The organism is Halothiobacillus neapolitanus c2, assembly GCF_000024765.1.
Classification (GTDB): Bacteria; Pseudomonadota; Gammaproteobacteria; order Halothiobacillales; family Halothiobacillaceae; genus Halothiobacillus; species Halothiobacillus neapolitanus.
Map to the genome: position 1 here is coordinate 997777 of NC_013422.1, position 19735 is coordinate 1017511.

The window sequence follows — 19735 nt, forward strand, 5'->3', positions numbered from 1 at the left end:
ATATGCAACATTTAGTATTACAAGAAGAATTCTGGTTGATTTCCCGTTGCACAGTTATGATGTAAGAAAAATACAACATAAATAATCAGGGTTTCGTATGCAACTGAACCAACAGACCGACTTCGCTCTTCGCGCACTTATGCTGTTAGCGCAAGAGGAAAAGAACAACTCACCTCGACTCCTAACAATCCGTGAGATCTCTGAGTTCCATCGCATATCGCGCAACCATATGATGAAGGTCATCAACACGCTCGTTGAACAAAACTTTGTCGAGGCAAAGCGAGGACAAAATGGCGGGTTAAAACTTAACCGCCCAAGCAATGAGATACGTGTCGGTGATGTTGTACGCGCGCTAGAAAATAACTGGAACTTGGTGGAATGTTTCTCCCCAGAGAGGCAAAATTGCCAACTTCTTCCAAGTTGCCAGCTCAAATACTTGTTTCATAGGGCGCTAAATGCTTTTTTTGAAGAACTGGATCAGTGCACTCTGGCTGATATTTCAATAAGGATTGAACCTCTCATACCAAAAACAGCTTCAAAAGGCACCTGAATGATGGCGAGGATTCGACGTCCCCCGTGTCATTTCGATGCCGAATCCTGCCAATTGCAGACCCGAGTTGATACACAACGTCAATGATTGATGCCTGGATACGGAATCAGACTACTGCCTTCCTGTTGGCATTGTTCGCTGACTGTTTTGGAAATTTACAGTTCATAAAGATTCCGGTAAAATTGTGTGCTCTTTGCCCGGGTGGTGAAACTGGTAGACACAAGAGACTTAAAATCTCTCGAAGGAAACTTCGTGCCGGTTCGATTCCGGCTCCGGGCACCAATAAAATCAATCAATTGCATGGACTTCTAGGGACTCATAGCGACTTTAAAGGTCAAACAAAGTCACCATCAATTGCACCAAAATTGCACCATTGCACCAAGACCCCTCCGCAACAAAGTGCGGTCATGTTTCGCATTCTGGGAAAAAAACCTCCATTTTTCGGTTTTTTAATTCAAAAGAGATCATTTCTCAAAAAAACAATCAGATGCATGATTTTGGAAAAGGGGTGACATAGAGTCACATACTAATTTCGATCACGCCAAAACATTTTTGGTTATACCAAAAAAATGGCATATCCCTTTTGTATCAATGGCCTATTTGGACTTATGAAGTCTCGAAGGTACTCTTGGGGACATGTACAAGAACATCCATTTCTTAACCCCAGTTGCGCGCCTAGCGAGCGATTCAGCATTCTTCCGTTTTTTCGATTTTCGGAAGGCGTGGGTGGGGCTTCTTTGTCTTGCCTCGGCGTTATTTTTATTAGCCGCCCCAATTTCGGTAATCCAAGGTGTTTTCTCTGTATTCACAGGCTCGTTGATCGCTGGATTGCTTTTCTTGGCATTGATTTTTCTTGCCTTTGCAGGGGCGGTGGGGGCCGTTTCCGAAGAGGTGCTCAAAAAGGCCGCTCGGCGACCACCTCAAACCCCAAGATTTGAGAACGATTTAGCCCCTCGGTTTGTTTCATTTTCTTCTTGCCCAACTGCCCCTGACTTGCGTCCCCCCAAAAACATCGACTTCCAGGAACACCCCAGGAAGTCGAGATGACGAAATAAGTCATTGAAATTCTCGACTTCATCAGTTTATTAAGATTGGTGAAGCAACATGATGAAATCCAAAAAAGAACAGAACCCCGCTGACAAAATTTACACGGGGGCGCCTGAATTCGCGGCGCGGTTGAAGGTCAGCATTAAGACAGTTTTCCGCAACCGACATCAAATACCACATAAAATGCTTGGAAACCAGATGGTTACATCTGAGTCCGTTATTTCAGACTGGCTGGCCGGACGCCTGGAATGGCCGCCTGAAGGCGCAGATAAACCAACAAACTCAACTAAAAATAAGGGCGGTCGCCCTAAAAAATCTCAGTTGGCTAGGCTGCGTGGGCTGTCTGAAGGAGGTGCAAAATGATGCGCCCCCTCGACCTCAGTCAGATCGAAATCATGGATCAAGTGCTTGAATTCAAAGGAGAGTGCGCTGCCAATGGCCTCCGGATAGATCAAGGGCAGGCTTACGAATGTCTTCTTACTGATGATGCATCGCGGGCGCGGCTGGCTCGGCGCTTCCATAATCGCAATATTCGTATTGACCGCTCTTGCGGCGAGGTTCATTTCTCGGGTGGTGAAGATGATTTTTTCGATCTTCCCGCTCCACCGGTTCAGGATCCTGAAGACGGAGAAGAAAAACTAAATGAAATCATGATGCTGTGCCCAATTCGGCATCGTGAAAAAATCATCAGAGTGTTGTTGGAAATGAAGAGGGTCGGCGGCGCCGATACGATCACGTCGTCGGCCCCGGCGGTCGGTATTACTCGGGCTGTTTTTTACCGAATCCTTGCGAAGGTTAGGAAGTGGGTAACCAGGCCCCCAACACCTGAGGGCTGGTCCGGCATTGACTGCGCCTTGCTATCCCAACTGGAGCTGAACTTGGGAGGTGAGGAATGAGCCGAGACGTTACCCTTTTTCCTACAGGCATCTGGCATTGGCCTAGGTGCCGATCCTTGACCAGCGATGACATGCATGCACTTATAAATTTATGGGGGGGCGACACCAGTTGCATCGGCGTCTCGCAATATCGAGATTCTCGGGCCACGGATGTAAAGATGTCTGTTGACGGCTACGGTGCAGCCTTACAGAACATTCAGAACCGGGATTTAATTTTCATGGACTCGGAAACTGGGGAGATATTTGTGAAAGACTGGTTTCGTATTCATAAATTCAAGGGGGTTGGCAAAGCGATCGCGCTTCGTCAAATCGATAAAATTGAATCAGAATCAATAAGATGCTTAGTGTTGGAAGCGATAAGTAACCGTCCCCAATGTGGCCTTGGGGGAGGAAATCAACAACTTAGCTCCCCAACACCACCAACAACAACAAACTCACCCGCGTCGGAGGCGCGGAATACCAATACCCCTGAGCATCTGGCTCAGGGTACGAAGCCGCCGCCTTCGGCGGGTGAGTGTATTGAATTATTCAAAAAGAATGAGAAGTGGTCGGAGCTGATCGGTCGCGTCAATAAATCATCTCAGAAACACTTCCTCGGCCAACTTTCGCAGTTGACGTTACGGGGTGGAGTAGCCGTCTCCGACAAGCACGTAGATGCGATCATGATCTATTTGCTTGGGGGCGCCCATAGCGTGATTGGCGCAACACAGGGGATTCTGGACAGAGGTGGATGGGACCCCGTACGTCTCGCTGATGCCGCTCGACCCGGTGAGTCTGCGGCAGAGGCTAAAATTCGACTTGCTGGGGTGGGGGCGCAGGAGCATGACCCCGCATCAGATGCCGTACCTCAGCCCCCGATGCGGGAAAACCATGAACACGACCTAAACATCATAACGTCCGCAATCAAGAACAATATGAAGAAGTTTCCGCGGAATCCGGAATTGGTCGAGCCCGAATTTGTTCTTTTGAAGAAACTCAGCCCTGAAGACCCCCTAATCCAACAGTTCGAAAACCATAAAAAAGCCGCCGCAGGAACGGCAGCTTGATGTAACACTTTTCGCATAAACGTCACGCGGCGGTAACCGCGTGATCATGTTACTTAAAACTCTCCCAAAGTAAGCAAGAGCACGACAACTTTTTAATTCCTAACCCTGCACCACAGCTCCTCATGAAAAGTCTGGCATTCGTAAACTGAGCCGGATTTAATCGCAATATTCCAGATCAGTCCACCCGCCACCATCATTGCTACGGCCATCGCCGCCCCGGCAATCCCCCAGATGAGAACACTGCGTTTGCCTTCATTTTTTAGGTGTTTTTGCACCTCCTTATGCGCGGCGTCAGCCCAGACTGCGGTCACCGAGTCCACTTTTTTTGACGCAGCTTGCTCCAGTTTTTTATCGATGTCCGAAAGTTGTCTCTGGACTACAACTTCAACCTTGCCAAGGCCCTGCGCAACCGGCGTAGCGGCCTCAGAAAGAACCTGACCAAATCTCTTCCCAGCTTCATCAATCCTGCTTGGTAAAGTTTCGGCAGAGGAGGTGGCTTGCCTAATGTTTTCCTCAAACTCGGCGTTCTTTTGTCCTGCTACTGCGTGAACAGCGACCGCGACCGCTTCAATCAGTGCCAATGACTCTGGCTCGTGAATGCCGGAGTCGATCAAGATTGCTTTAACCTTATTCTTGGTAATGTCATCCATCACTCAGCCCCTTTGACGAGGCCCACAAGATCGTCAGCCGACCGTATCCACTTCTTGATCATGGTCTTTGTGATGAGCGGTGTCGTAGGTTCAGCCAGAAGGTCACCAATGCTCATATCGTCCGTCAATCGCGTCAAAATTGCAGCTTGAAGAACTGGTATCGGAATGATGTGGTCAGACTCAAAGGACAAGGGTTTGTTGCGATAGTTGTTCAAAAGCAAAATGTTCGGCAACTTTGAACATATGCCTGAATTGGCGGATTTTTCATATGCTGCAACCGAGTTGGCTTGGCCGTCAGCCAAAAACATCACATAACTGGCAATGCCTGCTTCATTGATGGTTTCTCCGATCAGATCCCCTAGTGGATCGATAAATGCTGAGGCCCCGCCCGGCAGGTTGATTAATGTGACGTTGCCGTTTTCTCCGAAGGCATTGAATGCAGCTTCAACCACTTTCTCAACCCCGATTGAAATGTCAGCAGCATTCTCATCACGGGTTTGAAGTGGTGACATATAAATGCTTACAAGAGGGTTTGTGGCGTAGCGGTTAGCTATATCCCGCTGATCATCGGCCTCAACAATATTCACCTTCTCGTCACGTGATATCAGATTCTCAGCAACCCAGGCCAACGCAGTAGATTTACCCGCTCCACCTTTTTCACCATGAAAAAATAAAATCATTTCAATTCACCTCGTTTCAAGTTCTCGATTGTTTGCTCATTGGGGTAATCCTTGTCAGTCGGACGAACCAGACGGCCATTCACATAAATGGCATTGCCGGTCATCTCGATCTTCGGTCCCGCCCTCTGGAAATTAAGCGGTGAGCCTGGAGGATTAATCTGAGGCTTCCTTTTTTCCTCACTCCCAATAACTAGCTGTCGGGGTGTCTCCTGTTTTGCGACAGATAACTGTCCAGGTTCCGAATGAGGATTAATCCCGGAGCGCATCAATTCATCATTGATTTTTTCGGCAGCCTTCAATGCCCGGTGGAAGACCTCCCGATTTTTGCCGAGGCGACGGGCCAGTTCTGCACTGGTGGTGAATTTACGTTTCAGTAATACCCGGATTTCTCCGGCAAAGGGAGCAAGCCTCGCGGGCAGCGAGACGGCTGGCCATTCATTTACTTTTTGAATCAGATCGTCGATTTCCAGCATACGGGTACCTCTTTTTTGTCCGTACACCACTAGCTGTCAACGTGTCTCCATTTGTTGACTGGTCGTTGACCATTTGTTGACCGAAGATTGACGAAATGTTGACCTGTCGTTGGCCATCTGTTGACCAAGGGTTGACCGCTCGTTGATTGGTCGTTGACCATCTGTTGACCAAAGATTGACGAAAGACGCCACCCCAAGGGGTGGAACTAAGAACACACCATCGCACCCAAGTGGTTAGTGTGTTGAAAATGCGGTAGAACACGCTGCGCAAAGTTCACTACTGAATGATGTATGATGGTTAAACGCATGATTAATGCATTCACTGGGTGACACATGATCAAATCTTTTGCCGTTGAGAATTTTCGCTCTCTCAAGCAACTAGAGCTTTCAAATTTAAGTCGCGTCAACATACTTGTTGGCCGAAGCGCATCAGGTAAGACGGCCGCTTTAGAAGCAATTCGTATAGCACTAACGGGAACTCCCACTGTGGCGTGGCAGGTAAACTCACTTAGAGGCGTGCCAATGTTTATGCCGCCAAATCCACAACGAGATCAGTTTGAGTCTCAATGGGCTTCGATTTTTAATGATTATGATTTGGGGCGTTCGATATTATTTAAGTTGACTGATGAGCTAAACCAAGTCACTTCGCTAAAAATTTATTTTGATCAAAGAAACCCTATAACACCTTCAACTCAACTTGCTTTAGGTTCATCTGTACCAACTACGATTGTGCCTCTGGCATTCGAACGAGTATTACTAGGTGGAAAGACAAATAAATTATATGCAACGGTAAACCAGCAAGGTCACTTCCATCTTGATCAAGGTCAGGACTTAAGGCCGAATTCTGAGTTTTTTTCATCAAACTGGCAATCAAATGCGACTCAGATGGCTAGTTGGTTTTCACAAATAAGCATAGATGTCAACGACCAAACGAAAGATATAGTTAATCTAATCTGCAGGCAATTTCCTGAGATCGCTGACCTTGCTGTTCAGGCACCAACTCAATTTCCACTTTTATATGCCACCTTAAAATACAGTAATAGAAAAATACCACTTTCCTTGGTTTCATCAGGAATAAATAAATTTATTTCTCTGATACTCGCCATAAGAATTTTCAAAGGTGGTGTGGTATTGATAGATGAAATGGAAAACGGGATATATTATCAAATGTTTCCGATTTTCTGGGAGGCTCTTTATCAATCAGCAGTTGAGACCAATACTCAGTTATTCTTGAGTACGCATAGTTGGGAATGCTTGAAAGCAGCTGTTCCTCTCATCGAGAAACACAGTGATGATTTCTCACTTATTCAAGTATTTCAGGATCAAGGCATCACGAAGGCGACATCTGTGTCTGGTTCAGATGCAGCGGCTGCAATCGACAGCGATATCGAAGTACGGCGGTAACACCCTTGGAAATCAAGAATGAAGTTGTCATAATTTGCGAAGGCGCAGCAGATAGAAATTTCTTCCGTAAACTCATCGAAAAGAGAAAAGAACTGCCGGGCATTGATGTTCCTTTCCCAGTACCGGGTAAGGATTTAGGCGGTATTAATGCCTTTCAGCATTGGCTCAAAGCCATTCGTGGTGATAGGCATGCTTTCTCTCGAATCAAAGGAGTATTATTGGTTGCAGACAGTGCAGATGATCCTCTGTTAACTTTTAATAACATCTGCACACAAATAACACACGCAACCGGCTATGCTATTCCGACAAAACTTGATGAAGTAACACCTCACGCTGCCGGTTCCCCTCAAGTTTCAGTTATAACAATTCCGACCAGTGATAAACCGGGTGGCTTAGAATCACTTGGCGGATGCAATGTCTGAGTGCAACACGGTTATTGAATTGAAGCAGGCGCATCATGGCGCATAGCTATGGCTTTCTCCATCACTTCGCTCATCACTTCGATAGGACATTTGAAGTCGAATCGCTTTCGCGGACGCAAGTTCAGTTGCAACGCAATGGCATCCAGGTCCTCCTGACTGTGCGCAGACAAGTCCGTGCCCTTGGGTAGGTACTGGCGGATCAACCCGTTGATATTTTCGTTGCTGCCACGTTGCCAGGGGCTATGCGGATCGCAGAAGTAGATAGCCACCCCGGTTCGCTGTGTGATCTCAGCGTGCCGTGCCATTTCCCGGCCTTGGTCGTAGGTCATGCTCTTGCGCACCGCCTGCGGCATACGATTGAGTGCCGCGCTGAAGCCTTCCATCGCCGAGGTCGCTGTCGCGTCATTCATCTTCACCAGCATCAGGTAGCCACTGCTGCGCTCGACCAGCGTGCCCACAGACGATGCGTTAGCCTTGCCCTTGATCAAATCGCCTTCCCAATGCCCCGGCATCAGGCGGTCTTCGATCTCGGGAGGACGAACATGAATGCTCACCATCTCCGGGATCTGACCACGCCGATCCACACCACCAGCGCGTGGTCTACGTGCTGTCTTGCCCTGACGAAGACAGATGATCAACTCCTTGCGTAGCTCGCCGACCGGCAAGGCATAGATCGCGTTGTAAATCGTCTCGCGACAAACGTAGGCATCTGTGAGGCTGGGTATGTTCATACGGCGTAGCTTGCCGGCAATCTGCTCTGGAGACAAACGCTCGCGCAGCAAATGGACCACCAACTCGAAGCGCTCACTTCCCGGCAACAGCTTGTGCTTCGGTCGGCAAACCTGGCGGCGAGCCTGCATCTGTTGCTGGGCTGCGCGAGCCGAGTAGTCTCTACAGTCATCTCGATTGCGGCGCAGCTCTCGGCTGATGGTCGAAGGGGATCGGTTGATCAGACGGGCAATCTTGCGCTGGCTGAGCCCCTGAGCATGACCGATTTGAATGGTGGCGCGCTCTTCAACGCTGAGTTCGGAATAAAACATAGGGGCAACACCGTACCGATAAAATCTGGTGTTGCACTCAGTTTCTGCCGCCGCCCTTTGTATTACCGCGCTAATTGACAAGAGTCCAAATATTAATGATTGCGTCAACCAGTTTCTTTCCTGTGGCGATATTAATGCTCTTGATTGGTCTCCTGAGAAAGTTGATAAAGCCAGATTTCATTCTATTATCGCTGCTTCAAATGAAAATGATCCTAGTAGAGCATTATCTTACGCATTCAAAGGCGAGCAACCTGTCATTTCAGTAGAACATTGCTGTTTTGATGGCATATATAACAAAATTAAAGAATTTTGCGTATCAGTCGGTGCATTATTACCCCAACAATAACGCAATTCAGACCTTGTTTATTTCCTGATATCCCCTTGAAAAGTATTTTCTAAACTTAGTATTCACTCTCTCGCAAATCCCTCTCTCATCGGAAACTAAAAACACCAGCCTGATATTTCTCCACTGTCTACGCGCGCCGGAGGCGAATGGCGCTTGGTGGATTGATGCTGTGGAGGGGGGGGTGGAGGCGAGCCGAAGGCGAGAAAGGGAGGAACCCCAGAGGGGTTCCCCCCTCCGACTGGAGAAACGGACGACTTTTTCAGAAATCAGGAGACACCCTGACAGCTAGTTATTGAGGGGCTTCCTCAATAACTGTCGGAGAGTGTTTTTCATGAAAAAAATCATTGCATACGCCACCTTGGCTTTGGGGCTGGCGTTACCTTTTGTTCCCGTACTTGCAGGTAACTGCGCCATACCTGGCCAACAGGACTCTACCTGCATCACTGCGATTTCTTCAGCCGCAATCCCGCCACCGTCTTGTGGAGTAAATCAGACCCAAACAAGTGCGCCCACGTGGAATGGTTCGTCATGAGTGGGGCTGGCTTGTCAGGCAGTACCACCGCCTCCAATGAAAACTGTGCATTTGGCTCTTTACTGCTCAGGTCTGAGCGGCGTATATGACTTCACTGATCCTTCAAACGCAATTATGTACGGCGTGGTCTTTCTTGAGGCTTGGGGGTCGGGCTGCGATGGCACGCCCACTCAATGCCTGAATCTTGCCTCGTTCTGGTCTTATGCACAAACAACGAACACTGGCTGGATGGGTTTTGGTAAGCCGCCTATCGGGGGTGACCCTATTTGGTTTGAGTTTGCTCAAGCCGGGCAAAACAAAGGCTCCTGGAACCTATGGTTTCCGTTGATACCGTGGACTTCATACTAGAGGCGATTCATTTGCTTATATGTTGCTACTGAGGAGAAAAGTAAATCAACAAATACGGGTATGGAACCCTTCGTTACCAAATGTTAGTATTGCTAAATATTTTAACTTTTACTTAAAAATCAGGCAGGGAACGCTCGATGAAATGGAGTTTCGCTCTTCGGTATCTGATCGACACTAATCGACTTATATCTTCATGTTTCGATGATTGTCTTGAAACTTCAGTTTCAGATGCTTTGACGCGTCTTATCCTCAGAGCCCCTCATCCGTGCGCTCTCTCGCCTGGATATGAACAATGTGGCGAGGTGCTGAAATGAGAGGGATATTATTTCTATTTCTTCTGGCATGCTCGTCACCAAGCTTTGCCGGTTGGTATTGTAATGGTATGGACTACCCATCCACTACTATCCCGGCTTTTGCTGCTAGCCCTTCTGGTTGTGCTGATATAGAAGAGCATTTAGACGAAAATTGGGATCCAAGATCAGGTATGGCGTATCCATATACGATCACAATGGCCTCCCCTGTACAGGCCGTTGTCACGTTCCATAAAACTGTAACTATCGACGGATACGGTGTCCCCATCGGAACAGTCGTGAATAATCCGCAATCAGTTTTCAAGTACTGGGGATGCAATAATGACGGCCCCAAATCAAGTATCGACTCATGCGCAAAGCCACAACCTCCCAAACGATTGGGTACACCTGCGCCTGGAAGCTGTACTGGTGATCCTTGTGACGCTGGCACAGGTAATGAATTCCAATATGATACCGACTATCAAGGCGCCTCGGACACTTTGTCCTTCAGCCGAGCCTATAACAGCCTAGATATTCAAGACCATGGTCTCGGTTACGGTTGGGTGTCCAATATCGGCGGACATCTGGCCATCAGCGGCAGTTTGCTGACGGCCTATCAGGCCATCAATGGCAGTTCGCTGACGGTCTATCAGGCCGACGGCAAGGGCCTCCCGTTTACGCTGACCAATGGTGTCTGGCAGGGCGATGCTGATTCCAAGCTGCAATTGACCCAGGACGCCACCGGTTACACCCTGCAACGTCAGGACGGCAGCAGCGATCGCTATGATTTGCACGGCCATCTACTCAGTGAAACCGACCGGGCTGGCCGCACCACGACCTACACTTACGACAGCGCCAACCACATTGCCGCCGTCACCGGTCCGTTCGGACATACGCTTACTTTTACCTACAATAGCTATGGGCGCCTCGTCAGCCTGACCGATCCAGTCGGACAGGTCACCAGCTACAGCTATGACACCGCTGGCAACTTGGCTCAGGTCAACTACCCTGACGGTACTGCCAAACAATATAGCTATGGCGACAGCAGTTTCTCGCATGCCCTGACCGGCGTTGCCTTCGTTGATGCCAACGGCAATGTCACGCCGTTCGACAACTTCGTCTACGACAGCTACGGAAAGGTCACCACCAATGAATTGTCGGGCGGGCAGCAGCGCTTCGATCTGAGCTACGACTCCGACACCCAGACCACTGTTACCAATGCGGCCGGTCGTCAGGATGTGTTGACCTTCCAGGCCCAACTGGGCGTCAAGAACCTGCTGTCCAATATCGTTCAAGGCGACGGCAAGGGCCTGACTCAGCAGTTCGATGCCCGCAACAATGTGATCTCCCGCACCAATGCAGATGGCCAGACCACGCAATACACCTATGACAGTCAAAACCGCCTGGCCTCAGAAACTCAGGCTGCCGGTACGTCGCAGGCCCGTACTGTCAGCTATCAGTACGGCACGGATGGCTTGGCTCTGCCGGCCGAGATCGACCGACCCAGCGTCTGCGCCGGTTCCAGCCAACAGACCGTCATCACCTACGATGCCCACCACAACCCGATCCAGATCACCGAGAACGGCTACACGCCCGCCTGCAGCGCCATCAGTCGCAGCCTGAGCTTGGGTTACAACAGCGCCGGTCAGGTGACCCGAATCGATGGCCCGCGTACCGACGTTTCTGACGTCACCACGATGAGTTACAACAACTGCACCACAGGTGGCGCTTGTGGTCAGTTGCTATCTCTGACAGACGCCCTAGGCCACATAACAACCTTTAACGCTTACGACGCAGATGGTCGTCTGCTACAGAAAACCGATCCCAATGGCCTCGTGACGAGCTACGCCTATGATCCTCGTGGCCGCCTGAGCCGGATCACCCAGCAGGCCAGCGGCAGTAGCGCACGGGTCACTACCTTTGCCTACACCCCGTCCAGCAAACTGGCCAGCACTTCGTTGCCGGACGGTCGCACACTGACCTACAGCTACGACGATGCCCAGGAACTGACCGCCATCACCGACAACCTCGGCGACAAGGTCAGCTACGCTTATGACAGCCGCGGTAACCGCAGTCAGACCAGCATTTACGATCCCGACAGTTCGCTGGTGCGACAGATCAAGAGCGTCTACGACCTGCGTAACCACCTGGCCAGCAGTAACGACAGCGGTTCGATCACCCAACAGGTCACCGATGCCTTGGGTAATCTGGTCCAGCAGACTGATCCCAACAACAACGCACCGACCACCCACAGCTACGATCCGCTCAACCGGCTGATCCAGACCGTCAACGCCATCGGCGGTACCACCAGTTACGGCTATGACGTCAACGCTGAAATCAATCAAGTCATTACCCCCAACGGTGCCACCACCGGCTACCAGAATGACGACTTCGGCGACCTGTTGCAGGAAGTCTCGCCAGATCGAGGCACCACCACCTACGCCTACGATGCCGCCGGCAACCTGATCCAGAAAACCGATGCCCGTGGCGTCATCGCCAACTACAGCTACGATGCCCTCAACCGGTTGACGGCCACTCACTTCAGTGGGATGAGCCAAGCTAGCGATGCCGACATCACGCTGACCTACGATCATGGGCAGAACTGCAGCAACGGCATCGGCCACCTCTGCACAGCTCAGGATCAGTCCGGCACCACAATCTACGCCTACGATGCCTTTGGCAATATCCTCAACCAAATCCACAGTGCAGGCACAACCACCTCCACCATCAGCTACCGGTACGACAACGGTAATCGCATTGCGATGATCATCTATCCCGATGGCCGAGAAGTCGGTTACACACGCGATGCCATTGGACGAGTCCAGGGGATCACCACTACTGCAGCCGGCAACAGCCAAACCCTGGTCAGTGCCCGCCAATACCATGCCGACGGTAGTTTGACCGGAGAGACTTTTGGTAATGGCTTGGCCGATCAACGCCAATACACCGCTCAGGGCAGGCTTTCCAGCTGGACACTGGGCGGCAGCAACGTCAATCTCAACTATGGCTACAGCTACGACGCCAATGGCAATATGACCGGTCAGAGCGGTCCCGATGGCGCTGCCGCCTACCAGTACGACCCGCTTGACCGCCTGATTGACGAATCCTGGGGCACGGGCAACTACCACAACGCCTTCAGCTACGACAACAACGGCAACCGTCTGACCAGCCTGGACAGTGGTGGCAACACCGTCGACTACAGTTACGACCTGCAGAGCAACCGTCTCAACCAACACGGCAGTCAGAAAATCACCTTGGATGCGGCAGGCAATACCACAAACGACGGTACCTATCAGTACCTCTACGATGCCGCCGGTCGCCTGAGTGAAGTACTGTTGAGTGGCGTTACCGTGGCCAGCTACCGCTATGACTATCGCGGCTTACGGCGGGAGAAGATCATCGCAGCAGGCACCACCGAGTTCACCTACGGCCCCAGCGGCCACCTGTTAAGTGAGCAGAATACGGCAAGTGGTGGCCGAGACTACGTCTGGAGCGATACCAGCCCCATTGCCCAGATTGATGTAAACGGCAGCAATCAGGCCAACGACGCGATCTACTACCTCCATACCGACGCCATGGGCACACCGAGATTGGCGACCAATGCCAATCAACAGACTGTCTGGCGATGGAACAGGGATGCGTTTGGGGATCGGCAGGTCAATGCGAGCAGTGCCAGTATCGAGATGAACCTGCGGTATCCGGGGCAGTATTACGACACCGAGACTGGGTTATTCTACAACTGGAATCGATACTATGACCCGAGTACTGGGCGGTATGCCACCAGTGATCCGATTGGGTTGAGTGGTGGAGTGAATACCTTTGGGTATGTTTCAGCTAACCCCTTGGCTCTTATTGATCCATGGGGGTTGTTTGGCAGTGCGCAGGTCAGCCCGATACCGCCTGGTTATAACTCGGGCGATGTCAGAGGTGCGTATGACTCATATGGCAATAGCTCGGTTTATGAACCAGGCTATTACGACCCTAACAGAGCAGCTGCGATCATTATGGCTCTGCTTGCTGCCGGGATGGGGCCTGCTGCCGATGAGTTCGCTGCAATACTCGCTCACGCGGAAGAGGCCAGCGCGATTGGAGGTGAGTGTGAAGCTGCCGCTTCTTCGAAGCTGCCGTCGTTAGACGATTTATCACGTGCTGCCAGTGCTTCAGATAGAAATGGCTTTTCAAAAGCGGGGCGCTCTTTGCAGAAACACGGAAGCAGGCCGGGGTCCAAGTGGGGGCAAGAGGATGTGAACGTGAATAATCCCTCCGAGGCAAATTCGAGAGCACAAGGCCTCGTTGATGATATTTTGAACTCACCAGGGACTAATGTGGTTCAAAACTCTCGTGGCGGTGTTGATGTGATCTCTCAAGATGGTCGGGTTGTTCGCTATAACCGGGATGGTTCAATGCAAGGTTTTCGGGAGTGATAGATGAGTAATCAAGACTCGTTCCACATCAGTGTGGGTGATGATCCAGATCATGAGGATCTAACGGCGGAGGTGTACTACGAGGGTGCATATCTCGCCTTGATCTCTCAGGAAAATGGCCTTGATAATGCTGAGATTGAATTGCAGCCCAATCCTTCAGGTGGTGCATGGATATTTGAACTGGAAGGTTTTGCTGATGCGCTTCAACGGGCCAAATGTCGCTTGTGGGATCTCAGAAGACGGGAGGAGTAATTGGGATCAGAGTAAAATTACTCGACGCCTGCCGGCCGACTGGTCGCTGTTACCCGCGGTGGACGGACCATCGCCCACTACCGCTACGACTACCAGGGCCTGCGTCGGCAGAAGATCACCGAGGCAGGCACCACCGACTTCACCTACGACCCAAGCGGGTACCTGATCAGCCAGAGCGGACCCGGGAAGGCCGTGATGTCGGTCAGCACGACCACTCTGGATCGATACAGCTCTGTGCCCCCCCGGAAATAAGTAATGGGTAACCGGCCTTAGAGTAGAACTGCCAGGTTCTACATTGGCAATTCAGTACACATTCATTGAGTGACTGAGATTACGGGGTACGACCTGAGACAGCATGACAGCTCTTGTGTGAGACATCACACAGGAGCTTTTTTATGTTGCGCATCAAGAATCTTAAGGGCGATCCGTCAGCCATCATTGATTACGCCGAGAACAAGAAAAATCACCCTGATCAAAAATCAGGTTATTACGATGCCAAAGGTGCGCCATCCGCATGGGGCGGGGCCTTGGCTGCTGATCTGGGACTATCAGGTAGTGTTCAAGCCGCCGATCTGAAAAAACTATTGTCTGGGGAATTATCTGACGGTACACGTTTTGCGAAGGAAGACCCCGACCGTCGCCTTGGCATTGACATGTCATTCAGCGCACCTAAATCAGTTTCATTGGCAGCACTAGTGGGTGGTGATGAACGTATTATTCAAGCCCATGATGCGGCTGTGCGAACAGCCATGAGCATGATTGAACAGGAGTACGCTACTGCTCGGTTTGGACATGCCGGGCGTAATGTGGTGTGCTCCGGAAAACTGGTTTACGCCGCCTACCGACATGAAGATGCACGAACCGTGGATGATATTGCCGATCCTCAGCTACACACTCATTGCATTGTTTCCAACATAACGATCGATCCAGAAACTGGAAAACCAAGAAGCATTGACTTTGCCTGGGGACAGGACGGGATCAAACTGGCTGGCGCCATGTACCGCGCCGAGTTAGCCAGACGGCTCAAGGAGATGGGCTATGAACTGCGTAAATCCGAGGAAGGTTTCGAGTTGGCGCAGATCAGCGATGAGCAGGTGGAAACATTCAGCAGAAGGCGAGTGCAGGTAGATCAGGCTCTGGAGCAACAGGGCACCGACCGTGAGCATGCCAGCAGCGAACTGAAAACAGCCGTCACATTGGCTACACGACAGGGAAAAGCTCAGCTATCAGCCGAGGATCAGTATGAGGAATGGCAACAGCGCGCAGCCGAAGCCGAACTTGATCTCAGTCAACCCGTCGGACCCCGTGTTTCAGTGACTCCACCGGAGATTGATCTGGATCACACCTTTGAACACCTCAGCGAACGTGCCAGTGTCATCAACAAGGACGCCGTGCGGCTGGATGCGCTCATCAATCACATGAGTGAGGGGGCGACGTTGAGTACAGTGGATAAGGCCATACAGGGTGCTGCTGTAACCGGGGACGTTTTTGAAATCGAGGATGGGATCAAACGGAAAATCATCACACGCGAGACCCTGAAACGGGAACAGCAAATCCTGTTACTTGCGCAGCAGGGCAGGGGAGTGAATTCAGTACTGATCGGCGTCGGGGATACGAAGCATCTGATTGAAGATGCTGAACAAGCACAAGGATTCAGATTCAGTGAAGGCCAAAGAAGAGCGATCAATCTGACCGCCACTACGACCGATCAGGTATCAGGTATCGTCGGTGCCGCCGGGGCAGGTAAAACCACCGCCATGAAAACTGTTGCTGATCTGGCCAAATCCCAAGGGCTGACTGTCGTAGGCATTGCGCCATCCAGCGCAGCAGCAGATGAACTTAAATCAGCCGGTGCCGATGACACAATGACATTGGCCACGTTCAATCTCAAAGGCGAAGCCGCTGGCCCTCGATTGCTGATCCTTGACGAAGCAGGGATGGTTTCGGCCCGTGATGGTGAAGCATTGTTGAAGAAGCTGGGAAAAGAAGACCGACTAATATTCGTTGGCGATCCAAAACAGCTCGCTGCCGTTGAGGCTGGGAGTCCGTTTGCCCAGCTCATGCGGTCAGGGGCAATCCAATACGCGGAAATCACTGAGATCAACCGTCAGAAGGATCAGAAGCTACTCGACATCGCGCAACACTTTGCAAAGGGTAAGGCTGAGGAGGCGGTCGCACTGGCCACCAAATATGTCACGGAAGTGCCCGTTACTCTGCCTGACAAGCCAGAGCACAAAATCACCAGACAGGCGAAGACGGAGGCCCGACGACTTGCCATAGCCTCAGCGACCGCTAAACGGTATCTGGAACTCTCGCAGGAGGAACGAGCAACAACGCTTGTTCTGAGTGGGACAAATGCCGTGCGCAAACAGGTAAACGAACAGGTGCGCAAGGGACTTATCGACAAGGGCGAAATCAATGGTGAGTCATTTACGGTGTCCACCTTGGACAAAGCGGACATGACCCGTGCGAAGATGCGCAAGGCTGGAAATTACAAACCAGGACAGGTCATCAAGACGGCAGGCAAGCAAGCAGAACAGAGTGAGGTCGTTGCCGTGAATCTGGATCAGAATTTGATTCAGGTCAAACTATCGGACGGCACGCTTAAATCCATCGATGCATCTAGGTTCGATGTGAAAAAGACACAGGTATTCAACCCTCGACAGATAGATATTGCCGCAGGCGACAAAATCATCTTCACGAACAACGACCAGGCCACAGAAACCAAAAACAACCAGATTGGCCTGATCGAAGAAATCAAGGATGGCAAGGCGATCATCAACAGCAATGGGGCAAAAGTTGAGATCGATATCCAGCGGAAACTGCACATCGACCACGCCTATTGCATAACCATCCACCGTAGCCAGGGCCAGACTGTGGACAGCGTCATCGTCGCAGGTGAGGCATCCAGAACAACCACGGCTGAAGCCGCCTATGTCGCTTGCACGCGTGAGCGTTACAAGCTTGAAATCATCACGGATAATACCGAGCGGCTTTCAAAGAACTGGGTCCGCTACGCGGATCGTCAGACTGCGGCGGAAGCACTCAAGTCGAGTGAGGAAAAGTATCCCCACCTTGATGAAATCAGGGAAGAGTTGAGAAGAGAACTCCAGCAAGAACTGGAGCGACAGGAACCCACCAACATCACTCCGGAACTTGAAATAGAGATGGAGCGGTCAATGTTCGATCAATATACGTTACACAGCAGACAACCCAGAAGCTATTAAGTGGGGCGGAAAAACTGAAGGATTCCCATAAATTGGAGTCAGAGGAAATGCTATCAGAGGACATTGGAGAAGAAGCATTATCTGAAGTGGTTGGGCGCCTCATTCTTCATGCTGATCATTTCCTGAAAATGGCTGAAATCACAGGTGATATTTTCGGATCAGAAAGGGCAGGACCACTACCGCTGGCTCTGTGCTGAGCGTTTGATCTTCACGTCGATGAACGGGTTATCATCCTTTACTAGGCCTTCGGTTATTTTCTGCCACTGACGCAGTAAGTTGTCTAAAGTCTCCAGTTCATTTCGACTCATGGTTCTCAGCTCGTTGGTCGTTAACACCCCGCTGAGATAGCTCATCAATAAATTGGGGGTTATGTCTTTGGGTGAAATGTTAATTTCCAAGCCCTCACTAGAACAAATAAAGGTACTACGGCAACGGTTCTACAGGGTGAAGTCAACACCTATTATGGGACCTCTGCCGGGAATATCAGTGTGCGCCAGCCTTGTAGGTTAGTGTCGTCATTTTCGAGCTCCTTCGCACTCTTCCCACCATCTGGCAAAGTCGTCCAGATCCTTATGACTTGAGTCGGCAAGAGCTAGATCCTCGCCAACATTCGGCGAACCATTCGGGTGCCGATGGATAAGTGCCTTGTGTATGCCGGGCTCAAGTCCGCGTAGGTATGGGGCGTAATCATCAACGAACGCGAGTGGTTTGAGTTTATTGAGAATATTAGCCTTGGGATTACCTATCTCCTCGGACATGGAGGTGACAATCAGATCAGAGAAGGTAATACTGAGGTTTTGGATATTTTTTAGCCTGGCTTTTTCGAAGCCGGGTTTCATTGCAGTGACAAAGACCAGTGTATATCCAGCATGATTCAGCCGCGTGCAGGCCTCCAATGCGCCAGGTAGAGGCGGGATGGTAGACCAGAATGTCTCGTCGAACTTGCTGCGAAATTGGCGCTTTCTTTCACCTTCCAATCTGTGCACGGCCCAGCGATCCAGTGGCCAATAGGCGTTGGGGTCGCGCTCATCGGGCAGATCGCCAAAGGCTTGCGCCCAAGCATGGCGGTAGGCGAGCGAGTAATCCAACAGCACGCCGTCGACATCGATAGCAATGATTTTGTTACCTTGCGCATCAAGGTCAATGTGCCTTTCTTCCAACTTCGCAAGTTGTTGCATGATCATCGGGCTTAATTCGCTATTGTTCATGATAACTCTCAGTTGTCCTGCGAACTGCTAGTACCAGATTCGGTGAGAACACTGGATTCTCATTCTGCCTAGGCTTGTCTCTTGGAGCGTAGCCCCTCGGGTTGCACACCACCTGTATATCCGGGCATTCGGCTGGCTCATAGATGAAAGTATTGTGTACGTGGCCATGAATCCACAGATTTGTTTTGCTAACGAGTTCAGGCAGTTGACTGACAAAAGCTGGCGTCAATGGGTCATCAGCGTAGGATTGGTGAACACTTCCCACATGCGGGGCATGGTGAGTGACGACCACCGTAGGGCCGTCATGTTTCGTGGACAAACGTTCATGCAGGAACATTCGGCTGCGTGCGTGACGTTCATCCCATTCTCGCAGTTTGAACTGTCCGATGGCTTTGAAGTCATTTAGGAACAGTGCTGCTTCCCGACGAGCTGTAATCGCGCGCGCGCTTCCGCCAAACAAGTTGAAGTCGGTCCATAGGGTTGACCCAAGAAAGCGCACACCATCAATGATCAGTTCATCATCATCTAGAACATGGACATTTGTCGTCTTCGCGGCCTCACGTAGAGCCTTGATGGTGTGTGCAATGCTCCGTTGACCGTAGAATTCATGATTTCCAGGCACATAGACCACGGGCTTATCCCTGAAATGCTTGGTGGCCCAATGCACTCCTCGTACGCCTCTGTGAATGTCGCCAGCCAGAACGACGACATCGGATTGAGTATCGAGCGAGAGACCATCAATATCTGGGCAGATTTCAAGGTGCAAGTCTGAAAGGATATGGAGGCGCATGGGTTTCACTCATGTCCTTAGATAAACAAATTTCAGTATAAACAGCTTATTGATGCATAGGCTGACTTGGCTACGTATTTCGTTGCTCTCTTCTAGGGTACGGTCAACTT

The 19735-nt window shown here is 50.7% G+C and carries 17 protein-coding genes and 1 tRNA gene; 12 read left to right on the forward strand and 6 right to left on the reverse strand.

Annotation, left to right across the window (positions count from 1 at the left end; translation table 11 throughout):
* Positions 1-97: 97 nt before the first annotated feature.
* From HNEAP_RS04695 to HNEAP_RS04720, 6 genes are all read left to right on the forward strand, one after another.
* Positions 98-550 (forward strand): Rrf2 family transcriptional regulator, encoded by a 453-nt coding sequence (locus HNEAP_RS04695; RefSeq protein ID WP_012823808.1) that lies wholly within the window; start codon positions 98-100, stop codon positions 548-550.
* 195 nt (positions 551-745) lie between these two features.
* Positions 746-832: transfer RNA gene (locus HNEAP_RS04700), tRNA-Leu, on the forward strand.
* 354 nt (positions 833-1186) lie between these two features.
* Entirely contained in the window at positions 1187-1597 is a 411-nt protein-coding gene (locus HNEAP_RS04705; RefSeq protein ID WP_041600363.1) for a hypothetical protein, read from the forward strand.
* Positions 1598-1654: 57 nt separating this feature from the next.
* Entirely contained in the window at positions 1655-1960 is a 306-nt protein-coding gene (locus HNEAP_RS04710; protein ID WP_041600364.1) for a hypothetical protein, read from the forward strand.
* Positions 1957-2493, forward strand: coding sequence for a hypothetical protein (locus HNEAP_RS04715; protein ID WP_012823810.1), 537 nt, complete (start codon positions 1957-1959; stop codon positions 2491-2493). The genes HNEAP_RS04710 and HNEAP_RS04715 overlap by 4 nt, the downstream gene beginning before the upstream one ends.
* A 158-nt stretch (positions 2494-2651) precedes the next feature.
* Entirely contained in the window at positions 2652-3539 is an 888-nt protein-coding gene (locus HNEAP_RS04720) for a hypothetical protein (RefSeq protein ID WP_041600365.1), read from the forward strand.
* A 92-nt stretch (positions 3540-3631) separates the two neighbouring features.
* On the opposite strand, the gene HNEAP_RS04725 is transcribed toward HNEAP_RS04720, so the two are convergent.
* Genes HNEAP_RS04725 through HNEAP_RS04735 form a run of 3 tightly spaced genes read right to left on the reverse strand, consistent with a single transcriptional unit; the run spans position 3632 to position 5342 of the window.
* Complete coding sequence (locus HNEAP_RS04725) at positions 3632-4189, reverse strand: hypothetical protein (RefSeq protein ID WP_012823812.1); 558 nt, start codon at positions 4187-4189, stop codon at positions 3632-3634.
* Complete coding sequence (locus HNEAP_RS04730; RefSeq protein ID WP_012823813.1) at positions 4189-4869, reverse strand: division plane positioning ATPase MipZ; 681 nt, start codon at positions 4867-4869, stop codon at positions 4189-4191. Before HNEAP_RS04730 ends, HNEAP_RS04725 begins: the two co-directional genes overlap by 1 nt.
* Positions 4866-5342, reverse strand: a complete 477-nt coding sequence (locus HNEAP_RS04735; RefSeq protein ID WP_012823814.1) for a hypothetical protein — start codon at positions 5340-5342, stop codon at positions 4866-4868. Before HNEAP_RS04735 ends, HNEAP_RS04730 begins: the two co-directional genes overlap by 4 nt.
* A 333-nt stretch (positions 5343-5675) precedes the next feature.
* On the opposite strand from HNEAP_RS04735, the gene HNEAP_RS12495 reads away from it, so the two are divergent.
* Positions 5676-6746, forward strand: coding sequence for an AAA family ATPase (locus tag HNEAP_RS12495; RefSeq protein WP_012823815.1), 1071 nt, complete (start codon positions 5676-5678; stop codon positions 6744-6746).
* 5 nt (positions 6747-6751) lie between these two features.
* Positions 6752-7168, forward strand: a complete 417-nt coding sequence (locus tag HNEAP_RS12665; protein ID WP_012823816.1) for a DUF3226 domain-containing protein — start codon at positions 6752-6754, stop codon at positions 7166-7168.
* An 11-nt stretch (positions 7169-7179) separates the two neighbouring features.
* On the opposite strand, the gene HNEAP_RS04745 is transcribed toward HNEAP_RS12665, so the two are convergent.
* Positions 7180-8208, reverse strand: a complete 1029-nt coding sequence (locus HNEAP_RS04745) for an IS30 family transposase (protein ID WP_012823817.1) — start codon at positions 8206-8208, stop codon at positions 7180-7182.
* A gap of 28 nt (positions 8209-8236) precedes the next feature.
* Between HNEAP_RS04745 and HNEAP_RS12670 the strand changes: the two genes are divergently transcribed.
* From HNEAP_RS12670 to mobF, 4 genes are all read left to right on the forward strand, one after another.
* The gene (locus HNEAP_RS12670; RefSeq protein WP_155802516.1) at positions 8237-8554 is read left to right on the forward strand and encodes a hypothetical protein; all 318 of its coding nucleotides are present in this window, start codon (positions 8237-8239) and stop codon (positions 8552-8554) included.
* A gap of 1388 nt (positions 8555-9942) precedes the next feature.
* Positions 9943-14148: an RHS repeat-associated core domain-containing protein gene (locus tag HNEAP_RS12205; protein ID WP_243726310.1), complete on the forward strand. Its 4206-nt coding sequence runs from the start codon at positions 9943-9945 to the stop codon at positions 14146-14148.
* Positions 14149-14151: 3 nt separating this feature from the next.
* On the forward strand, positions 14152-14400 hold the full coding sequence (locus tag HNEAP_RS04755; RefSeq protein ID WP_012823820.1) for a hypothetical protein: 249 nt from the start codon (positions 14152-14154) through the stop codon (positions 14398-14400).
* A 395-nt stretch (positions 14401-14795) separates the two neighbouring features.
* On the forward strand, positions 14796-17627 hold the full coding sequence (mobF, locus tag HNEAP_RS04760; RefSeq protein WP_012823821.1) for a MobF family relaxase: 2832 nt from the start codon (positions 14796-14798) through the stop codon (positions 17625-17627).
* 515 nt (positions 17628-18142) lie between these two features.
* Here the strand turns inward: mobF and HNEAP_RS04765 are convergent.
* Both HNEAP_RS04765 and HNEAP_RS04770 read right to left on the reverse strand, forming a co-directional pair.
* Complete coding sequence (locus HNEAP_RS04765; RefSeq protein ID WP_012823824.1) at positions 18143-18835, reverse strand: HAD family hydrolase; 693 nt, start codon at positions 18833-18835, stop codon at positions 18143-18145.
* The gene (locus HNEAP_RS04770; RefSeq protein ID WP_012823825.1) at positions 18825-19625 is read right to left on the reverse strand and encodes a metallophosphoesterase; all 801 of its coding nucleotides are present in this window, start codon (positions 19623-19625) and stop codon (positions 18825-18827) included. Before HNEAP_RS04770 ends, HNEAP_RS04765 begins: the two co-directional genes overlap by 11 nt.
* Positions 19626-19735 lie beyond the last annotated feature (110 nt).